The sequence below is a fragment of the Labilibaculum sp. genome (assembly GCF_963664555.1).
Classification (GTDB): Bacteria; Bacteroidota; Bacteroidia; order Bacteroidales; family Marinifilaceae; genus Labilibaculum.
In genome coordinates this window covers 364,351-386,928 of record NZ_OY761461.1, presented here as the reverse complement: position 1 = coordinate 386,928, position 22,578 = coordinate 364,351, and the positions used below count along the sequence as shown (strand labels likewise).

Sequence of the window (22,578 nt, the reverse complement as noted above, 5' to 3'; positions counted from 1 at the left end):
TGCTAATTCACACAAAGCAAGACTATTAGCTTAGCCCCCAACTAATTGACCCTTTAACTTGTCAGCCATTCAACACCTTTGTTGATTTTCTTTAAACAAAAAAACCACTCCCCGAAGGAAGTGGTTCATCTCAATGAGAAAAAATCTCAATTATATTTTGATATTCTCCAATGCATAATCCAAACGTGCAATGGTTTCCTTTTTTCCAAGTATTTCAATGATATCGAACATATGAGGCCCTTTACCGGCACCTACCACAGCCAAACGAAAAGGATTCATCACTTTTCCAAAACCAATTTCTTTGGCAGTGATCCATTCTTTCACAACCTCTTCAGAATTCGCTGAAGAAAAATCTTCAATGCTTTCCAAAATGTCTTTCAATTCAGTTATCAAAGCTGAAGTATCCTCTTTCCAACCCTTTTTCACTGTCTTTGCATCAAATTCAACAGGTGCCTCAAAAAAGTAATTTACATGCTCCCAAAGTTCCGAAACAAAGTCTACACGATCTTTTACCATACCACAAACCCGGTTCACAGTTTCCTGATCAGCATCAATTCCTTTTGCCTTTAAAATTTGTTCCGCAAACAAGATTCCAATCTCTTCATCCGATTTAGTCATCAGATACTGACGATTGAACCATTTGGTTTTCTCAGGATCGAACTTAGAACCCGATTTACCAACACGTTCCAAAGAAAATGCCTGAGAAAGCTCTTCCATTGAGAAGATTTCCTGCTCTGTTCCAGGATTCCATCCTAAAAAGGCCAGCATATTTACGAATGCTTCAGGAAAATATCCACCTTCACGATATCCTGATGAAATTTCATCTGTTTTAGGATCAGTCCATTCCAGTGGAAATACCGGAAATCCCAATTTATCTCCATCACGCTTGCTTAGTTTTCCTTTTCCTACCGGTTTCAAAATTAATGGAAGGTGAGCAAATTTAGGCATGTCGTCTTTCCATCCAAACGATCTGTATAGTAATACATGTAATGGCATCGACGGCAACCATTCCTCCCCGCGAATTACATGTGAGATTTTCATTAAATAATCATCCACCACATTCGCCAGATGATAAGTTGGCATTCCATCTGATTTAAACAATACCTTATCGTCTAAAGCAGAAGTGTTAAACACGACACGACCTCTTATTTCATCATCCAATTGCAATTCCTCACCAACAGGCATTTTAAATCGTACCACATAAGCTTCGCCGGCCTCAATTTTATTTTGAACTTCTTCTGCTGATAAAGCCAGGGAGTTATTCAAATTTTCGCGGGTTGCATAATTGTAGGTAAAAGTTTTCTTCTCTTCTTCATGCTGATTACGAATAGCATCCAGTTCTTCAGAAGTGTCAAAAGCGTAATAGGCATTTCCCGAAGCAATGAGCTGATCGGCATACTCACGATACATCGGCTTACGCTCCGACTGACGGTAAGGTCCGTATTCACCACCTACGGTCGCTCCTTCATCAATTTGAATTCCACACCATTTTAATGATTCCGCGATGTATTCTTCCGCACCAGGCACATATCTTGTCTGGTCAGTGTCTTCAATACGCAATAGAAAATCACCATTGTGTTTTCTCGCGAATAAATAGTTGAAAAGGGCTGTTCTAACACCACCCATATGAAGAGGCCCCGTAGGACTAGGAGCAAATCGAACCCTTACTTTCTTATCGTTCATTGTAATATCCGTTAATTTGGCAACAAAGATAAGAAATAAGAAGAAAAGTAAAGGGGAGAAAAAACCAGAAAATTAACTTAAAATAGAAATCGGTCAATCATATCTTTTAAACCACCAATATCAATTGGTTTGGATACAAAATCATCACAGCCGGCTGCCATTATTTCCTCATAAGCTTCACCGTAATGATATGCCGTTTGAGCAATTATTGGCATATTTTTATTTATTTTTTTGATATTTCTGGTTGCATCATAACCATTCATAATTGGCATTTGCATGTCCATTAACACCAAGTCTATCTCCGGAACCGACTGTATAAAATCAAGTGCTTCCTGCCCATCTCTGGCACGAATGATCCTGGCTTTAGTGTCCATGAGTATTTCTTCCAAAAATATGAAATTAAAATCCTCATCTTCCGCAACCAGCAATACTTTGCCTTCCCAATTATAATTTGTTGAAAAATTCATAAATAACTACTGTATACGTCTCACTGTTATCTAACCCTAAGTTAATTCAATTATCAGTAACACAAAAAAGAAATTACAAAGATCTGACCCTTTTGTTTATAAAATGAGTAACTGCGTAGCTTTAATCAGTAACTATGTAATTTATAATAACATATTACAATTAAAAAAAGAGGATGTCTCATAACAAAGTAGACATCCTCTTTTTCATGATCTTTTGTTTTTTTGAGATTAAACTGCCTTATACTGCTTATTTGTTTTTGGAAGTCTTTTTTACCTCCAATATGCAAAACAGAGGTTTCATATAGAGGAAATAGGACTTCAAAAGAATTAAGAAAGGCCGTTAGGCCACTTTTCTACTATTCATTTTCTTAAGATTTATGGCTAGAGCCAATAATCCCATTTCGATTTCTACTTTTTCTTTGCCACGAAGTAAAAATCGTTTAAATCCTTTATTGTGTTTAAGGTTACCAAAAGCGGCCTCTACATCAACCGGTCTTTGACTCCTGTGCTTCAATCCTTCTTCTGAGGTTAAATGTTCTCGTGCTTTACTTCTTAATTCGTTGAGTCGGTGATTAATCTGAATCGTTCGATTACCTTTTGCTTTGTGACACATCCCCCTAAGTGGGCATCCGTTACAGTTTTGAGCTTGATAAACATGGATTGTCTTAAAATGACCGGCTTGGCTTTTTTCCTTTTTTATCTTCTTAAGATTCATTACTTGTCCCATTGGGCAGTAGTAAATATCCTGTTTAGAGTCGTAGAATAAATTGTTGGGGTGAAACTCGCAATAAGTTTTGGCTCCCTTCTTTTGTTCTTTATGAAAGTAATTGTATTTCACAAAAGAGGTTAATCCTTCCGCTTCAAGAAATTCATAATTCTCCTCAGACCCATAACCGGAATCTGCACATACGCTGTTTAGTTTGTCTGGATACAACTGTTGAACCTCTTTCATATGAGGTATAAAGGTTTTTGTATCGGTTGGATTATTATGGTTTGAATAATTTACAATGAATTGATTTTGTGTGCTAAACTGCAGGTTATATCCTGGTTTTAGCTGACCATTTTGCATATAGTCATCCTTCATTCGCATAAAGGTTGCATCCGGATCCGTTTTTGAATAACTATTTCGCTCTTCCAATATCTTTAGCTTTTGCTCGTTTTTTCGGAGATTATCAGCATAATTCTTCTTGGCATAGTTGAGTTGCCGGCGTTTCTTAGCATCCACTTTCTTATCCCTCAAGGCCTCATTAATTGTCTCAATGGTCTGCTCTATTTTTTCTGGATCAACATCACTTAAATCGGGCTTACTTACATTTGCTAAATCCGATTTGGCTACCTGCTCTGTATAATCCCAAAGTTCCCCCAACCGATCCTTCATGCGTTGGATATTCTTTTGAATGGCTTTACCCCAAACAAACGAAAACTTATTTGCATTGGCCTCGATCTTGGTGCCATCGACATATATGGTTTGTAGATCAATATGTCCGGAATCTACCAGTAACAGGACTACTTGACTGAACACTTCCTTTAAAACACCTTTTAATCGACTGCTTCTAAAGCGGGCAATCGTATTGTGATCTGGCTTTTGCATCCCTGACAACCACATGAAATGTACATTTTCTGATGCCGCCTGCTCTATTTTTCGAGAGGAATATACATTACACAAATAGGAATAAACTAATAACTTAAGCATCATTTTGGGATGATAGGCCTTTGCTCCCGTATAACTGTATTTTTCAAGGATACGATCTATCTGGACACCATCAATAATACTGCTGATGGTACGAACAGGGTGTTCAGATGATATGAAATCCGAGAGAGAAGGCGGAAAAAGAATCATCTGGTTTTGATGATAGGCTTTGAAATGAGATTTTTGAGGGACTAATTTCATATCTCTAAAATAAGAAATCAGTGATAAATATAAAAAACTATAAAACGAAAAAGAGACTATCTCATTTGAGACAGCCTCAAGTTTAAGTGGTTGTTATAATAGATAGGTTATCCACATTTTGAAGTGCCACACGACTGACAAATCAGACATCCTTCCTGATAGATGATGTGCTCTGACCCACAACTGGCGCATATTCCACCTTTTACTTTGGTTCCATTTGGAATATATTTTTTAAGAGCACGCTCAACACCATTTTTCCAAGTGTTAATGTTCTCACTATCCAACTGTAAACCTGCAACTAAATTTACTACTCCTTCGATTGGCATTCCGTGGCGAAGTACACCTGAAATTAACTTAGCATAATTCCAAAACTCTTTATCAAATTTATATGACAATCCTTCGAATGTTGTTTTAAATCCACGTTTATTACAAAATTGAAAGTCATAACGAGAACTTCCGTCCTCTTCTTTTCTTTTGATAATTACTCCCTTACTTACTGATTTAGGCAATAAAATACCTTCCTCATCGTCAACAATACCCGTAAATACTTCATAGGGTTGTCCATTATACAATCCAATAAAAGCAATCCATTTTTCCTTGTTGTTTTGGAACCGAACAACTTCAGCTTCCAATATTTCAGGACGTTTTTCCGGCATCCCTGTATTTTCCTCCTTCGTGTCGTTGGCAAGCAAAACACCCGAACGGGAACCATCACGATAAACCGTACAGCCTTTACATCCACTTTTCCACGCTTCGATATACAGTTCACCTACTAAAGATTCAGGCACATCGTTTGGAAGATTAACTGTTACACTAATCGAATGATCAACCCACTTCTGTACTTTCCCTTGCATGCGGACTTTCTGCAGCCAGTCTACATCATTAGAAGTTGCTTTGTAGTATGGAGACTGTTTAACCAATTCTTCAATCTCTTCATTTGTAAAATGCTGCGCTGCATTGATACCATTGGCTTCCATCCAGGTAACAAATTTGTGATGAAATACCACAAACTCTTCCCAACTATCGCCAATCTCATCAACAAAATCAACACGAACATTTTTATCATTAGGGTTTACTTTTCTTCTTCGTTTGTAAACAGGCATAAACACAGGCTCGATACCCGAAGTCGTTTGAGTCATCAAACTGGTTGTTCCCGTTGGTGCGATCGTTAAACAAGCAATATTACGCCGACCGTATTTAGCCATTTCTTTATAAAGGCTTTCGTCGGCTTCTTTTAGGCGTAAAATAAATGGGTTTCTACTCTCACGCTCTTTGTCATAGATTTTGAATGCACCTCTGTCTTTAGCCATATGCACTGAAGAACGATAAGCTTCAATAGCAATTGTCTTATGAACTTCCACAGAAAAATCAATCGCTTCATCAGTTCCGTAACGCAGGTTTAAACCGGCAAGCATATCTCCTTCAGCAGTAATTCCCACTCCGGTTCTTCTTCCCTCTTCTGCTTTAGTCCGTATATTTTTCCAAAGATTACGCTCTACTCTCTTAATCTCTTTATCTTCAGGATCTTCTTCAATCTTATCAATTATTGCATCAATTTTCTCCAGCTCCAAATCAATGATGTCATCCATCATTCTTTGTGCCATTGCAACATGCTTACGAAACAGTTCGAAATTAAATTCAGCCTTCTCTGTAAATGGATTTTCAACGTAACTATACAAATTGATAGCCAGCAAACGGCAGCTATCGTATGGGCACAATGGAATTTCGCCACAAGGATTCGTAGAAACCGTTTTGTATCCTAAATCGGCATAACAATCAGGAACCGACTCTCTTTCGATAGTATCCCAAAATAAAATTCCCGGCTCTGCTGATTTCCAGGCATTGTGAACAATTTTGTTCCAAAGCTTACCAGCATCTATACTTTTGCTGTAGGTAGGATTCTTTGAATTGATTGGATATTGCTGAATAAATTCTGTTCCGTCAACGACGGCCTGCATAAACTCATCGTGCATTTTTACCGAAACATTAGCTCCTGTAACTTTGCCTTGCTCCATTTTCGCATCAATAAAATCTTCCGAATCAGGATGACGAACAGAAACACTTAACATCAACGCTCCACGACGACCATCCTGAGCAACCTCACGAGTCGAATTGGAGTAACGCTCCATAAAAGGAACAATTCCTGTCGAAGTTAAGGCAGAATTCTTAACCGGTGAACCTTTAGGGCGAATATGAGAAAGATCGTGCCCAACACCACCTCTTCGCTTCATCAACTGTACTTGTTCCTGATCGATCTTCATGATTCCACCATAAGAATCCGAATCACCATCATTTCCAATTACAAAACAGTTCGACAAGGATGCAATCTGATATTTGTTTCCAATTCCCGACATGGGGCTTCCTTGAGGTACGATGTACTTAAAATCTTTTAGTACTGCGAAAATTTCTTCTTCGCTTAGTGGGTTTGGGTAATTTTTTTCAACTCTTGCAATTTCGGATGCAATTCGTCGATGCATATCATCCGGAGTCTTTTCATAAATATTTCCATAAGAGTCCTTCAACGCATACTTGTTTAACCAAACACGTGCTGCAAGCTCATCTCCATTGAAATATTGAAATGTTGCCTGAAATGCTTCTTCGGGATTAAAAGTTTCGTTCATTTCCGTTGCCTGTTGCTTATGTTCCTGTACTTCCATTAAGATCGTAAAAAAGTGTGGTTAATTATATAAATTTCTTTGCTTCATTATCAATAATTTGACCTTGCCAAACAGGCCGAATTTTGTAGTATGCAAGTTACACAAACGCATCACATCGAACAACAATAAATATAATATTTAAATGAAAGTTATCCACAGTAACATGTTAATATATTGATTTTGTGCTGTTTAATTTTTTATAAATATCAAAAAGTTATCCAAAAAGAAAATAAATCTCAATACCCACATAGGAAAACGAATTGATTTTACAAATATTTTAGTCACCGCAAAACGACCGTTAATAAAAACAATTGCAACAAAACGCGGCACCCTCAATAAACATTGAGAATTCAGAAACCAAACTAATATTCTGGTTGAATAATGATTAAATTATGGAGAGAATTTGAGCACTTGCCCCTCTTTTTGAATCAACGTAATTTTTCGATTTATCACCGGAAAATTGTCGTTCTTTTTCATTTTCGAAGTAATTATCCAATAAAATTTTCAAATCTTCATATTTTTCATAAGAATATGAAGCTCCCAATTTGATAAGATCTTTTGCCTCTTGAAATTTGTGGTAATTGGGTCCAAAAACAACAGGCAAACCAAAAGTTGCCGCCTCTAAAGTATTGTGAATACCCCGACCAAAACCACCTCCTATATATGAAACATCGCCATATCTATACAAAGAAGAAAGAACGCCAATACAGTCAATCACCAAAACCTCGGCAATTTTAATTTCCTCTTTTGAGGCATTGGTATAACGAACCCAAGGCTTTTCAATCTGATCAACAATACTCTTTATATGGTTTTCATCCACCTCATGGGCAGCAATAATGTATTTGTAATTGTTTTCAGAGGAATTGATGTACTTGATCAAATTTTCTTCATCTTTTGGCCAGGTACTGCCGGCAATCAGAACCAATCTTCCCTGACTAAAACTTTCGACCTCAGGCAAAGTTTTCGATCCTGTTGCAATTGAATACACTCTATCGAATCGAGTATCACCAGCTATTGACACATTTTTTAATCCAATGCCATTTAGTAAATCTGCTGATTCCTGATTCTGCACAAAAAAATGAGTGAAAGCTAAAAGCATTCTTCTGTAAAATCTGCCCCAAGGCTTAAAAAACAATTGGTTGGGTCTGAAAATAGTAGAGAATATATAGGTTGGAATATTTCTTTTTTTCAGCTCCTTCAAGTAATGATGCCAAAACTCATACTTAATAAAGAATGCCATCTTTGGATTTACCAAATCGACAAACTTACGTGCATTGGAAGGAAAATCAGGTGGCAGATAGAAAATAAAATCTGCGCCAGCGTAATTCTTACGAACCTCGTAACCCGATGGAGAAAAAAAGGTGAGTACTATTTTATATTCCGGATGCTCCTCTTTGAACTTTTCGATGACCGGCCGGCCTTGCTCAAACTCGCCCAAAGAAGCAGAATGAAACCAAACCAGATTCTCTTCTCCTTTAATCGCCTCCTCTATTTTAGGCAATAAGTTTTTTCTGCCATCAACCCATTGCTTTGCTTTAGGGTTAAAAAAAGCTGCAATTCGCACTATTAAGACATAGAATCGTATCGAAAGGTTGTAAAAGAGAACCATAATTGAAATTTGTTACTGTTAACCGGAATAGCTTCCTTATATTTATTCTCTGCAAAACTAATAATTTTAGGTGGAGGATTTCGTTTTAACACCAAGCGATTTCATTTTTGCAGATCGGAACCCATTACTAAAATAGATATACTCATTTGAGATTCCAATTCCTTTTCATATTGCTGATTTTTTCTGGTTTTAAAATGCTTGGACAAACTCAAAGCAATTTAAGAAGCCAAATCGTGTACCTGAATCGGGATACAATTCAATTGGACTCGATGATGATATTGCCGGGAACCGTAAAAGTGTATCAGCAAAACGATCTGGTAAACAAAAATTGGTATCAGATTATTGTTGGCAAAGGAAGCTTTATTCCTTCGCCGGAACTGAAACAAAAAAGCGAATCGGTAAAAATTGAATACCGTGTATTCGATTACAACATAACAAAGCCAAGATACAACCGGAATTTATCGCAGCTAAATCTCTCTGGTGATCAACGACCCAATACTTTCGCAATAAATTCTTCCTACAAAAGAAGAGAATCCTTTTCGGGCGGACCATTGGAGAAACAGGGCAATTATACCCGCGGGATCTCTTACGGCAACAATCAGGATGTGGTGGTGAACTCGAACCTGAACCTACAACTATCAGGAAAACTAACCAATGAAATAAGCATTTTAGCAGCCATCTCCGACAATAACATTCCCATACAACCCGATGGGAACACACAAACCATTAATGATTTTGACCGAATCTACATTCAATTATACGACGACACCAAAGAGCTAACTCTGGGCGATTATGAGGTACAATCTCCAACAGGGAAATTCATGCGTTTCAACAAAAAAGTGCAGGGAGGAAAATTCTCCGGTCTGCTGGCAAAAGGAAAAAAGAGCAAAGCCGAATTTCGATCGACCATTAGTGCCTCCATTGCCAAGGGCAAATTCAACAGAATGGAAGTGCAGGGCTCGGAAGGAATTCAAGGACCTTACCGGATGATTGGCGCCAACAACGAAAGCTATATTATTGTTTTGGCAGGAACTGAAAAAGTTTTTGTGGATGGAAAGCTCCTGAACAGAGGAGAACAAAACGATTACGTAATTAATTACAACACTGCCGAACTTAGCTTTACAACAAAACAGCCAATCACCCGAAACTCCCGAATCATTATCGAATTTGAATACTCGGAAGAAAACTATTCGAGGTATTTGCTTTTTAACAGCAATGAGCTGAAAACCAGAACAGGAAAATTCTGGTTCAATTTCTATCACGAACAAGACAGCAAAAGTCAGTCTATCGATCAGTCGTTAAGCGATGAAAACAAACTACTGCTTAGTACTATTGGAGACAATCTGGAATTAGCCAAGGTTCCCAATGTTGAAGAAGTTGACTACTCGAACGATTTTGTTTTGTACAAAAAAATCAAGCGAAGCATTGAGAACATTGAATACGACGTTTATCAATACTCCACCAATGCCGACAGTGCCCTTTACCGCGCCAACTTTTCTTTTACTGGAGCAAATAACGGAAACTATCAGCAAGTAAATGGTACTGCCAATGGTCGGGTTTACCAATGGATTGATCCGGTAAACGGAGTTCCGCAAGGAGAATTTGAGCCCGTTGTTCAATTGATAGCCCCACAAAAACAACAGCTGTATTCCTTTGGCGGCGATGTAAACCTGACTGAAAAGCTGAATTCGAAATTCGAATTTGCGCTTAGCAATCGTGACCTGAACACCTTTTCGTCGCTTGACGATGGCGACAATCAAGGCATTGCTGTGGATTTTTCGCTGGAGAAAAATTCCAACTTTACGGATACTCTTACACTTCTGAAAACGAAACTGAGTTTTCACCATATCAACCAAAACTTTTCGGAAATTGAGCCATTCCGATCGGCAGAATTTAAACGGGACTGGAATTTACAAAATGACTTTACGGATTCTGATGAGAATTTTTATTCACTTAGCAACGTTTTTTCGAACCAAAACTGGGGACAGGCCGGATACGAATTCTCTGTTTTGAAAAAAGACAGCGATTACCAGGGAAACAAACATTCTTTGGGTTTACAGTTTTCAAAAAAGAATCTGGCAATCAATTTTACAGGAAATGCTTTGGCTACCGATCAGGAAAATATTGAAACCAAATTCTACCGGCACCAGCTTAACGCATCTTATGCACTAGGCTTTGCCAAAATTGGTGTGCAAACCGAAAGCGAAAACAATCAGTGGGAAAATAAAACCAGTCATGATCTGTTGGCAAACAGTGCTTCTTTTCATTCCTATAAAGTATACATTACCAACCTTGATTCATCCGAAAATCAATTTCAGACCTACTACCAGAAAAGAAAAGATTTTCTGCCCAAGGCAAATGACCTGAAAGCACAAAGTGAATCGCAGGACTTTGGGGCACAAGTCTGGCTGAAGAAAAACCGGAAAAATCAGTTGAAAATAGAAACGATTTACCGGAAACTATCCATTCTGAACAACAGCTACACCGACGAGAAGCCCGAAAATACTTTTTTAGGAAAACTGGAACATCAGGCACGAATTAAAAAAGGATTACTGCAAACTTCGACCTACTACGAACTGGGATCGGGTTTGGAAAGCGAAAAAGAATTTTCGTTTGTGGAGGTAAACGAAGGACAGGGAATTTATCGCTGGACGGATTACAACGGGAACGAAGTGAAAGAGATTAACGAATTTGAGGTTGCCAGTTTTAAAGACGAGGCCAATTACATTCGTGTGGGCACCAATACCAACAATTATCAAAAGGTGTTTACCAGCGAATTCCGGCAGACATTCAATTTGCGACTGAGTCAAATTAAATCGAAACAGAAGTTCGTCTCTTTTTTGAAACGATTCAACAACCGCTTTGCCTACCGTATTTCGAAAAAGAGTTTGGCAAATGATTTTAATCTGTATGCGAATCCTTTTCTGGCTCATGCTGCGAACGAAAACCTCATCACCATCAATTCGAGTTTTCAGAATACCTTTTCGTACCGTAAACCCAAATCGAAAACCAATTGGGATCTTATTCACTTAAGCAGTAACGGCAAACAATTGCTTACCCAAGGATTTGAACGCCGAAAATACATGCAGAACGGCTTTCGTTTTCAATGGAAAATTGGCGACTCGAACCAGTTGAGCAACCGGACCGATTTTGGTGAGAAGAATTTAAACAATGAATCGTTCGCCGATAAAAATTACTCTTTGCAGGAAATTAAAAACGAATTAAAGCTTCAGTTTCAGCCAACACTGGCCTTTCAGTTCGGATTGAACTACACCTACAACAGCAAGGAGAATGAATTGGCTGCCGAAAAATCGAACACACACAACATAGGCGCCGACTGCCAGTATTCTTTGGTTAAAACAGGTAAATTAATGGCAACAGTCAACTATTTACTAGTCGATTTTAATGCCGATTCGAACAGCTCGATAGCCTACGAAATGCTCGAAGGATTTTTGCCCGGCAACAACACAACCTGGAGTCTGAACTACAACCAACAACTAAGCAAACTATTTCAATTGAGCGTTTCGTACAATGGACGCAACAGCGAGGGTGGCAAAACCATTCATGTGGGCAGTATGGAAGTAAGGGCTTACTTTTAGGGTTTAACCTACTCCTAATGGACTTCTCCACCTTTCTACCCCTAAATCCCCTAAAGGGGACTTTCCCAAACCGCACCAGCAAGCCCCTTTAGGGGTTTGGGGTAAGCGTATGGAATTACAACTGACAATAATTGTTCTCCAGAAAGTGCAATTTGCCCGAGAATACAGAAAAGTATGCGCTGCAAGCTTGCAATATATACTTTTTCCCGGTAGAATATAGTTTGCAGGCATGTAACCATTCCTCTACCGAAATGGGGAACTCTTTGCACGCATGCAAAGCATATTCTTTTTAATTAAAAAATGCATTTGTATATAACCCATCAACTCCTATAGAATTGTCATTCTAAATCAGTAAATTGAAAATTCTTCAAAATTTTTCGTTTATGACTCCAAAAATAAAAATCGTAGTTACCGATTTAGATGGCACGTTGCTTCCTTCTCAGGGTTGTATTAGCAAAAAAAACTACAATACACTGGTGAGTCTTCGTGATAAAGAGATTATTAGAGTGATTGCCACAGGAAGAACCCTTTATTCAGCCATGGCAGTATTGCCGGAAGATTTTCCAATTGATTACCTTATTTTTTCATCGGGAGCAGGCATTATTCAATGGAATACAAAAGAACTGATCTACTCACAGCAAATAGAAGCTGAAGAAGTTTTGGAATTATCGAAAATTTTAATCGATCATGAGATTGATTTCATGATTCTCGACCCCATCCCTTTGAATCATCAGTTCTGGTACTATCAAAGCGGAAACAAAAATTTAGATTTCGACCGGAGACTGGCACTTTACAAGCAATTTGCAACACCTGTGGGCAAACTGGAAGATACCAAACGGGATGCCTGTCAGATTTTAGCCATACTGCCCAATAAAGTAGATTGGTTTGAGGAATTAAAGACAAAATTTACAAATATTAAAATCATTCGGGCAACATCGCCACTCGATCATGAATCGATTTGGATGGAGATTTTTCCCGAGCACATTTCGAAAGGACTTGGATGCCAATGGCTTTGCAGCAAATTACAAATTAAAGCAAGCGAATCGATTGCCATAGGGAATGATTACAATGATTTTGATCTGCTGGATTGGGGTGAACACAGTTTTGTGGTAGCCAATGCTCCCAAAGAACTGCGGTTAAAATATCAGGTAACTGACAGTGTTACTGAAGATGGGTTTTCCAAAGCTGTAGAATGTACACTCGGGAAACAAACTACATCGCAGCAAGCAGCAAATCGATGTCTTTAGCCAAAATACCAAACGAATCGCCCAAACGACGATTGGTTAGAATTCCTCTGTAAATATACGTTCCATGCCGCAAGCCAACATCATGTTTAATAAACTGATGCACGCCTCCGTTGTTTCCAATTTGCAATAACAATGGCGAGCAGATATTGCTTAAGGCAAGAGAAGCCGTTCTGGCTACATGGGAAGGTACGTTGGGGACACAATAATGCAAAACACCAAACTTTTTAAATACCGGATCTTTATGTGTGGTCATCATTGAGGTTTCGAAACAACCACCCTGATCGATACTCAGATCGATAATGATTGAACCCGGTTTCATCTTTGAGACCATATCTTCGGTAACAATAAACCCGCTTACATTTTTTTCGTAACGCAATGCACCAATTACTACATCGGCCGAAGCCAATGCTTTTTCCAAAACATGAGGATGAAAAATTGATGTGAATACACGGTGCGCCAAATGATCCTCGAGTCGTCGCAAACGGTAAATAGAATCATCAAAGACCTTAACCATAGCCCCCAATCCCATAGCGGCTCTCGTTGCATATTCTGCAGCTGTTCCTGCACCCAGAACAATCACTTCGGTGGGAGTAATTCCGGTGATTCCACCCAGCATAACCCCTTTTCCTCCATGAGCTTTACTTAAATACTCACCGGCAATCATTACTGCAGAAATCCCCGCAATCTCCGACATAGACCGAACAACCGGAAAAAAATTATTCTCATCTTTAACAAGTTCCATTGCAATGGCGGTCACTTTTTTTTGCATCAATTTGCGAATATTCTCACCGCACTGACTTTTGATTTGAAGAGCGGAAAATAGAATTTGATTTCCGCGAAGCATATCAATTTCCGCATTCGAAAAGGGAGACACCTGTATCACAACATCACACTGATAAATCTCATTCTTACTGCTGACTATCTGCGCTCCGTTTTCGCTGTATTCCTTATCTGTATAATTGGATGCAAGTCCTGCACCACGCTCAATCATAACATCGTGGCCATTGCTTACCAAAACTTCTACAGACTGAGGAGTCAAACAAATACGATTTTCACCTTTTCCATCCTCGCGGGGAATACCAATGGCCAATTGTTTGCGTCGGCGTTCAACCTCTAACATTTCTTCTTTAGGCTGGTAAAACTTCTGCCCAATCGGAAAACTCCTCGATCCTTTACTAAGTGGCGCCATATAAAAATTGTAATATTAAAGAAGCTTATAACGAGTATAATTAATCTACAATTTAAACAATTTTTTATTATTATGCAGATTCCTTTAATTACCGAATGGTAATTGAGCGACTGCCATCCATTTCTTCCATAAAAAGAACCTCTACTGTATCGTTGGGTAAAATAGATTCAATTTTTTCGGGCCACTCGATAAAACACATTGCATCTCCATAGAAATAATCCTCGTAACCAAAGTCATAAGCCTCTTTAACATCCTCAATCCGATAAAAGTCGAAATGATAGATAATGTCGTCATTCGGTGTATGATATTCGTTCACAATAGAAAACGTAGGACTATTAATGGTATCCTCAATGCCCATTTCATCACAAATTGCTTTTACAAAGGTGGTTTTCCCCACACCCATAGCTCCGTAGAGAGCAAACACACGCTTTTTTCCCACTAAGGAAAGAAATTCTTTTGCTGCTGCATTAATCTCTTTCAGCGAATTAATTTTTAATACACTCATTTTCGAAAACAATTGAAATCTAACTTCTAGCGCGGATTTAGTGTTATTAACGGAACTAAAATTTCCTCGAGCGAAATTCCTCCATGCTGAAAAGTATTTCGGTAATAGGAACTGTAGTAGTTAAAGTTATTTGGATAAGCTAAAAAATCCTCGCCAAATGCAAAGATATAAGAAGAACTTACATTTACCTGAGGCAGAAGTGCTTTTCGGGGATCGGTCACCTCAAAAACATGTTTTGGATTGTAATTCAGATTCTTACCCATTTTATACCGCAAATTTGTATTTGTTTGTCTGTCGCCGATTACCTTCACGGCATTCTGAACCCGGATGGAACCATGATCGGTGGTAATGATCAGCTTTACGTTCTTTTCTGCCAGCTTCTTAATTAATTCCAACAACATGGAGTGTTCGAACCAGGAAAGAGTCAAAGAGCGATATGCAGACTCATCGGGAGCCAAATCACGAATCATATCACTTTCGGTGCGGGCATGCGAGAGCATATCCACAAAATTATAGACAAAAACGCTCAACTGAGATTCCAGAATAGAGCTGATATTCTCCATTACTTTGGTGCCCATTTTTTCGTTGTTTATTTTCTCGTAATGGTAGCTTACATCCTTGTAATCACGTTTAAACTGAAATCCGATAAACTCCTCTTCGTGAATGTTCTTACTTGATTCCTCATCCTCATGAATCCAGTGTCCCGGATGCTGCTTTTGAATGTCCAAAGGCATTAAGCCTGAAAACATTGAATTTCGTGCATATTGCGTTGCCGTTGGTAAAATGGAATAATACATATCATCATCTACCACCGAGTAGTAATTGTTAATTACCGGATACAACGTTTGCCATTGATCGTAGCGCAGGTTATCAATAAGGATAAAAGCTACTTTTTGTCCTTTATCAAGCAAAGGGTAGACTTTTTCTTTGAACACAGCAGGAGTCAGCAGTGGTTTTTCTTTATTCCCGGGCTCCAGCCAGCCTAAGTAATTCTTTTTGATAAACCGGGCAAACAAATTGTTGGCTTCGTTTTTTTGCATACGAAGAATTTCATCCATCCCCGATTCTTCAATATTGGCAAGTTCCAATTCCCAGAAAACCAATTTCCGGTACATTTTCATCCAATCAGTGAAATTCCGACAATCGTTAATCTCCATTCCCAATTGACCGAAGCGCGACTGGTAAGCAATAGTTGTTTTTTCCGAAACCAATCTTTTTTTATCGATGTGCTTTTTAATGGCAAGCAATATCTGGTTCGGGTTTACAGGTTTTATCAGGTAATCAGAAATTTGCTTTCCAATTGCCTCATCCATAATGTCCTCTTCCTCACTCTTGGTGATCATGACAACCGGCAGAGCCGAATCGATGGATTTAATTTCACTCAAAGCTTCCAAACCGCTCATGCCAGGCATGTTTTCATCCAGTAAAACCAAATCGAAATGATCCCCGCGAACCATATCTATTGCATCATGAGCGTTATTGCATGATTTTACAATGTATCCTTTTCCTTCTAAAAAAATAATGTGAGGTTTTAACAGCTCAATCTCATCATCCACCCAAAGTATCGTAATATCTTTCACAAACGTTCATTTTTAGTTCAACCGGGAAATAACCAGGCTTAGTACTAGAGGTAACGAAAAGTGAAACCTTTTATTTCGCAAAGTTTACTTCAGATACCACTTTTTAAAGAATTCCAGATAAATAGCTGGATCACCATCCTTCATGAAAACATCTAAATTTTCATCGGAAATCACAAAGTTTCGGTAGTTAACCTTCTCAACGGGTTCAAAAAGAATACGATTCGTGACAATCGCCCTAAAATACATCATAGCCTGCTTTTTGTTACGCATATTGGCAACTAAAAGAATATCCCGATTCTCATCCAAGGCACGAACTTCGACTTTTAAATTTTTTGTGTTGTATTTTTTAATTCCGTTCAGGAGCTGTTTTTTATTCACATTATCTGTAGAATAAACCAATGCAAAATAGTGTGGCACCTCTTCTTTGTAAGCGTATATCCCTTCCTGAACCAATTTCTCCTTTGGTTTAACTACCTCGGTTTTTTCATCATTCAGATAATTCTCTTTGAAAAAATCAAGATACGGGAACAAAGTTTTACTGATGTAGAATTTATTAAAATTCTCTTCGGTGATTACAAAGTTTCGATATTCGACATTTGCCAGTTGTTCATACACCAATTCATCTTTTATCAGATTTCTAAAATAATTCATTGCCTCGGCCTTGGAGCCAACATTATTCACAACAATCATATTCAAATCATTATCATACTGATCTCTTAAAACGGTAAAATCTTTGTCATGATTAAAAATATCAGTCCTTAATTTGCCAATATTTACTTTTCGTACCGGCACCAAAAGAATAAATTTATGGTTGCCGTCAGGATTATCAGCAAATTTTGTTGAATCCAAATTAGAGTTTACCGAAACCAGCTTATCATTCCGCCTAACAGTTATCTTGCTATCTGTCCTGCTAATATTAAAATAGCTTTTGGTATAAAAATCCAAATAACTTTCAACATCCTGATTCTTCTTGAAGATTTTAAAATTAGAGGCAGAAATCACAAAATTCCGATAATCCGCATTCTCTAAACCTGTAAAAGCGTTATCATTGGTAATTACTCCATTAAAATAATTCAAAGCATCTTCTTTATTCTCCAAGCCCTTCACCATGATCATGATTTGCTCTTTGTTTAAGGAGAGTCTATCGACTTTAAAAACGCGGTTATTGTATGCCTCCGAATTGTATTTGGAAATATTAAACAATGTTCGGTTAGGATCCACATCTTTCTTGTCAAACAACAAAACAAAATAATGCTCTTCTGTTTCAGTAAATTTATATATTGGCTTCTCTTTTACCTCTTTCTCATTTCGGGCAAGTGCTACAGCAGCCTGATCACCTTCAATCCGCCAATTTCTAAGCAACCGATTCTGTCGGGCCTGTTCCATATCCAATTCAGTATACTGCATCGGAACAGCACCATCATCAAGTCCCTTTAAAATAGCTTTTGCAGTATTTGCTATTTCAGGTGTAGGTTTCGACTCAATCAACTGATCCAATGATTGTCGAAATTGTGATATGTCTTTTGTCCGGCCAATACATAGGGCTCGTAAAAATAAAAATCGGGGGCGCAATTCACTTTCCGGATATCTCAGCAAACCTTCGTTACAGCCTTTTATTACTCTTTGGTAGTAAAAATTCTGATAATCCTCATAGGCTGCAGCATACAATTGATTTACCTTTTGACCTTCTGCTTCAATTTTAGCAAAGAAATTAGGATCGCTAAGCGCTTTGGCGTAATCACTTCCCTTAAACTCCGTTAAAATCCTATTCTTATAAACATCAGCTTTCGAAGAATTTCCCATCTTCTTATTTAATGAATAGATATGGTAGTATGCTGACAACAGATATGGATTATCTGGAAATCTCTGAATGAGTATTTCCATTGTCTCCAAAGCCTTTGCGGGATTATTCAATTTTTCCTCATATACCAATGCCGCCTGATACAAGCCCAACATGATTCGTTCATTGGACTTTTCCATTCCCCCTTTTGTAACCGGCAAATCAACCAGATAATAATCTTTCGATTTAGGATCCTTTTTAAGTGATGGATCCACAGAATTAGTTCCTGTAGTATCTTCTAATGCAAGCTCTACATCCTCAAGACTAAAAGCCGATTTATTTTTCCGTCTCCAGTTATCTTCCAATTTGCGTCGTCCCCACTTCCGTTGGAAATCTGATTTGCCCAAACCAATATTGGTAGGATTGTAAAAATACCAGTTGCCCTGACTTGTAGTGGCTCTGTTAGAGTTTCCCAACATATTATTCTGACTAAAAAAGGCTCTTTCGGAAACTGCCTCTGCTTCTTTTTGCTTTTTTTCTCTTTCCTTATCGTTGATTTTCTGAATGATTCCCTGAATCAATCTGTCTCTATCAGCAGAACTCATGGAAGCTACCCTTTGCAAACTATCTTCCCTTTCAACCAAATTAAGATTATTCACCAATTCGGTCAAATTTCCTATTCGAACTGATATTTCAGAATAGTTGGGATAATCTTTGCCCAGATATGTCATGGAACTATCGTAACACATTTGGGATTTTGGATAATTCAAATCTTCAAAATAGTAATCTCCTAATTTTAAGAATGATATTGCCTTTTGATTTTCATTGTAAACAGTTCGTTTCGTCGATTCCCAATAATTTGGTATAGCAGAAGCCATATCGCCGTCCTTCACATCCATTTCTGCAAGAGCGTAATAAATCTGATCCTGATATTCTGTATTCTTTTCATCGCGAAGCATTTTTCGCAAACTCTTACGGATTTCTTCGCCATTCTCATTTCCAGTGTATGACAATGCACTGCTGATTTTGGCATTAAATGTCATCTCATAAGATGCATTTAAGTCAATCAGTTTTTGCAAGGTTCGCAGCGAAGCGTCTGCATTTCCAAGCTTTTGATAAAGCTGTGCGGTTAGATAGTAGTATCTTGCTTTTTTATATTTAGAGTCTACAAGAACAATTGCTCTTTCCAGTTCGTCAATTGCCCTTTCATACTTTTTTTGCTGAATTGCAGTGTTTGCACGCAAAGTTGAAATGTGAAGAATAAAATCTTTAGGAAGTTTGGAATCATCCGTTAAACGGTCCAGAATTTCATTGCCGGCAATCAGCTCTCCTCTATCAATTAAACTACGGGCCAAACCCAGTTTTGCTTCCGGAATTAAATCCGATTCAGGATATTCTTTCAAAAGAAACTCAAATGCTTTTTCAGACACACGATGCTCTCCTTTGTAAAACTTTGCTTTTCCAATTAAAAGGTAACAGTCATCTATCCAATCATTGTATTCCTTCTTTTTTCTAAATTCTTTGTATTTCTCTGATTGATTGTCTTTTTTACGTTTAGGTTTACGTGTAATGGAATGTATTTTTATTGCCTTGGCGGCTTTCTCAAGCGTTCTGTCCATATCTGCAAAAGACAATGCTCTGGCAGTTGAATTCTGGTACTCAAAAACAGGAAGAAGCAAAGAATAATTCTCATTAATTCCATCTTCAATTTTCTTTTCACCTTTCTTTAGGCTTTCTTTCCCATTAAAATATACATTGTAATGTGTGGTTAATGCATGGTATTGTCTGCTTACAAATGTATTTTTCTGATTAGAACAACCAAATACAAAAAGTAAACAACAAACTCCAAAATACCCTTTCTGAAAAAATTTACTTACCAAGACTTATCGTTTTGTTAGATAACAGTTAAAACTGAGAATTTAGTATACGAAGGAACAATAAAAAGTAAAATTTCATTTACAACTTCTTCATAAACCATATGAATCAAACAGTTAATCTAAATCTGATTATAAATAGTAATACTCTCGAAAATTATTAAAACTTTCTGAATATAAGCTTATTTAAGCGAAAATAAAAAAGGAGCATCAGATGCTCCCTTTTAAATCATAATATCTAATACTTTATCGAGTAATTTCTACACGCTTTGTTGGGTCTTTGTCTGCGTTTCTTTGATCAACAACTGACATCAGTTTTGCAGCCAAATCGGCGAAAGCCATACCCGTAACTGTGTCTGTATTAACAGCAGCCGGAATTCCGTTGTCGCCGCCCTCTCTAATACTCTGCACGATTGGAATTTGTCCCAATAAATCAATGCCTTTTTCTTCAGCAAGATTTTTACAACCATCTTTGCCAAAAATGTAGTATTTATTCTCTGGCAATTCAGCAGGAGTAAACCAAGCCATATTTTCAACCATTCCCAAAACAGGAACATTCACACCCGCTCCTTCGAACATGCTGATTGCTTTAACTGCATCAGCCAGGGCTACTTCCTGAGGTGTACTAACAATAACAGCACCTGTAACCGGAACTGTTTGAACCAAAGTAAGGTGAATATCACTTGTTCCCGGTGGCAAATCGATCAATACAAAATCAAGCTCGCCCCAGTTTCCTTCTTCAATCATTTGTTTTAATGCATTCGAAGCCATTGGTCCTCGCCAAACGGTTGCCTGAGCAGGATCTACAAAGAATCCGATCGACAACATTTTCACGCCAAATTTTTCATGAGGCTCAATTCTGTCTTTGTCGTCTATCTTAATTAAGCTCGGACGTGCTGCTTCAGAACCAAACATTTTAGGAACTGAAGGACCAAAAATATCTGCATCAATCAAACCAACCTTAGCACCGGCATTGGCCAAAGCTACAGCCAAATTTGAAGCTACCGTTGATTTTCCAACGCCACCTTTACCGGAAGCAATTGCAATGATATTTTTCACGTTGGGAAGAACTCCAGGCTCATCAACAATATGAACCGCTTTCACCTTGATGTTTCCTTTAATTTCTGCGTCTTTATCAACAAATTTCAAAATGGCAGAAACACAAAGTTTTTTTAAGGTAATAATATTTGGATCGTCTGATTTTTGGAAAACCAGATCAAAACCAATTTTTTTTCCTTCAATTTTAATGTTACGGACCATATCCAGGGCCATGATATCCTTATCGGAACCTGGAAACTTTACCAATCGCAAAGCATCCGTAACCTGTTTTTGAGTATAACTCATGATATATTAAATTTTAAGTCTTTGAATTATTTAAAGAATACGTACAAATGTATATATTTAGATTCTATTTAAATAGTTATCCCGCCGAGTTCTTTGAATGGATCCCAAAAAACACGATCGAAATTTTGTATTTGATCGTCGATAACCACAATGCCTTCACTTTCCAAAAGTTCCTGCATTACATTTTCACCCGGAAAGTGATGTTTTCCTGACAGCATTCCCAATCGGTTCACCACCCGATGTGCGGGCGTGTATTCTTTGTGAGCATGACACTGGTTCATAGCCCAACCTACCATTCTCGATCCTCGCGGAGAACCAACAAATCGGGCAATTGCTCCATAACTGGTTGCTCGTCCTGCGGGAATTAACCGCACTACATCGTAAATTCGGGAATACAAATCAGACATTAGCTATTCTTTTTTCTCCCTGCCAAAGCTTCGGTACCAATCCAATTCAATTTCTACATCAGGTTCAATAAACCCGGTTTTACCCTCAAGCATAAATTTATGATACTTAATGGAAATTCCCCGATTCAAAAATTGCTGCTCGTAGAATGTTCTAATGGAGAGAATTTCATCAGCTTTGCCGGAATGATACAAATCGTTGGTATCAACAAGAACTTTTAGATTGTTCTCCTCGATAACATATTTAGTGTATTCATACAAAAAGTTACTATCCGTTTTTAAATGAACAATTCCCTCTTTAGAAAGAAGATTACTATACAACTTTAAAAACCGGGTTCCTGTCAATCTCTTGCCAACTTTTTTCATTTGAGGATCAGGAAAAGTAATCCAAATTTCGGCAATTTCTCCTGCTTCAAAAATAGATTGAAGCAACTCCGCATAGGTTCTGATGAAAGCAACATTACTTAAACCATTATCGAGTGCTTCTTTTGCACCGCAATAGATACGGGCTCCCTTTATATCTATTCCAATAAAATTTTTATCCGGAAATTGTTTTGCCAAACCAACTGTATACTCACCCTTTCCACAACCAACTTCAAGAACTATAGGATTATCATTCTTAAACACATCCTTGTTCCACTTTCCCTTAAACTGATAGTTCGTTTCCCAAACTTCGTTGTGGGTTGGTTGAAAAACATTATCAAAAGACTTCATTTCAGCAAAACGCTGTAATTTATTTTTTCCCACTT

General features: G+C 37.9%; 14 protein-coding genes. 2 read left to right on the top strand and 12 right to left on the bottom strand.

The genetic code is table 11. The features are described from left to right. Positions 1–150: 150 nt before the first annotated feature. The 5 genes from gltX to ACKU4N_RS01630 all read right to left on the bottom strand — a co-directional run bounded on the left by gltX (position 151) and on the right by ACKU4N_RS01630 (position 8,307). Positions 151–1,683, bottom strand: coding sequence for a glutamate--tRNA ligase (gene gltX / locus ACKU4N_RS01650; protein ID WP_321319856.1), 1,533 nt, complete (start codon positions 1,681–1,683; stop codon positions 151–153). Positions 1,684–1,760: 77 nt separating this feature from the next. Beyond that, a complete protein-coding gene (locus tag ACKU4N_RS01645; protein ID WP_321319855.1) occupies positions 1,761–2,150 on the bottom strand; it encodes a response regulator in 390 nt (129 codons plus the stop codon). Positions 2,151–2,490: 340 nt separating this feature from the next. After that, positions 2,491–4,041: an IS1182 family transposase gene (locus ACKU4N_RS01640; protein ID WP_156197454.1), complete on the bottom strand. Its 1,551-nt coding sequence runs from the start codon at positions 4,039–4,041 to the stop codon at positions 2,491–2,493. A 107-nt stretch (positions 4,042–4,148) separates the two neighbouring features. After that, positions 4,149–6,698: an adenosylcobalamin-dependent ribonucleoside-diphosphate reductase gene (locus ACKU4N_RS01635; RefSeq protein WP_321319854.1), complete on the bottom strand. Its 2,550-nt coding sequence runs from the start codon at positions 6,696–6,698 to the stop codon at positions 4,149–4,151. A 385-nt stretch (positions 6,699–7,083) separates the two neighbouring features. Beyond that, the gene (locus ACKU4N_RS01630; protein WP_321319853.1) at positions 7,084–8,307 is read right to left on the bottom strand and encodes a 3-deoxy-D-manno-octulosonic acid transferase; all 1,224 of its coding nucleotides are present in this window, start codon (positions 8,305–8,307) and stop codon (positions 7,084–7,086) included. A 233-nt stretch (positions 8,308–8,540) separates the two neighbouring features. Between ACKU4N_RS01630 and ACKU4N_RS01625 the strand changes: the two genes are divergently transcribed. Together ACKU4N_RS01625 and ACKU4N_RS01620 are read left to right on the top strand one after the other, a co-directional pair. Next, positions 8,541–11,906, top strand: a complete 3,366-nt coding sequence (locus ACKU4N_RS01625) for a DUF8818 domain-containing protein (protein ID WP_321319852.1) — start codon at positions 8,541–8,543, stop codon at positions 11,904–11,906. A 383-nt stretch (positions 11,907–12,289) separates the two neighbouring features. Continuing rightward, positions 12,290–13,153 carry an HAD family hydrolase gene (locus ACKU4N_RS01620; protein ID WP_321319851.1) on the top strand — a complete coding sequence of 288 codons (864 nt, stop codon included), beginning with the start codon at positions 12,290–12,292 and terminating at the stop codon, positions 13,151–13,153. On the opposite strand, the gene ACKU4N_RS01615 is transcribed toward ACKU4N_RS01620, so the two are convergent. The 7 genes from ACKU4N_RS01615 to trmB form a co-directional block, all read right to left on the bottom strand. After that, positions 13,119–14,342, bottom strand: a complete 1,224-nt coding sequence (locus tag ACKU4N_RS01615) for an alanine dehydrogenase (protein WP_321319850.1) — start codon at positions 14,340–14,342, stop codon at positions 13,119–13,121. The genes ACKU4N_RS01620 and ACKU4N_RS01615 overlap by 35 nt on opposite strands. A gap of 88 nt (positions 14,343–14,430) precedes the next feature. Then, entirely contained in the window at positions 14,431–14,847 is a 417-nt protein-coding gene (gene tsaE, locus ACKU4N_RS01610) for a tRNA (adenosine(37)-N6)-threonylcarbamoyltransferase complex ATPase subunit type 1 TsaE (RefSeq protein ID WP_321319849.1), read from the bottom strand. A 26-nt stretch (positions 14,848–14,873) separates the two neighbouring features. Continuing rightward, positions 14,874–16,427 carry a T9SS response regulator signal transducer PorX gene (locus ACKU4N_RS01605; protein ID WP_321319848.1) on the bottom strand — a complete coding sequence of 518 codons (1,554 nt, stop codon included), beginning with the start codon at positions 16,425–16,427 and terminating at the stop codon, positions 14,874–14,876. Positions 16,428–16,511: 84 nt separating this feature from the next. Next, the gene (locus ACKU4N_RS01600) at positions 16,512–20,087 is read right to left on the bottom strand and encodes a type IX secretion system periplasmic lipoprotein PorW/SprE (RefSeq protein WP_321319847.1); all 3,576 of its coding nucleotides are present in this window, start codon (positions 20,085–20,087) and stop codon (positions 16,512–16,514) included. A gap of 240 nt (positions 20,088–20,327) precedes the next feature. Continuing rightward, positions 20,328–21,425: an Mrp/NBP35 family ATP-binding protein gene (locus tag ACKU4N_RS01595; RefSeq protein WP_321319846.1), complete on the bottom strand. Its 1,098-nt coding sequence runs from the start codon at positions 21,423–21,425 to the stop codon at positions 20,328–20,330. A 68-nt stretch (positions 21,426–21,493) separates the two neighbouring features. Further along, on the bottom strand, positions 21,494–21,832 hold the full coding sequence (locus ACKU4N_RS01590) for an MGMT family protein (protein WP_156195152.1): 339 nt from the start codon (positions 21,830–21,832) through the stop codon (positions 21,494–21,496). 3 nt (positions 21,833–21,835) lie between these two features. Next, entirely contained in the window at positions 21,836–22,576 is a 741-nt protein-coding gene (gene trmB, locus ACKU4N_RS01585) for a tRNA (guanosine(46)-N7)-methyltransferase TrmB (RefSeq protein WP_321319845.1), read from the bottom strand. Positions 22,577–22,578 lie beyond the last annotated feature (2 nt).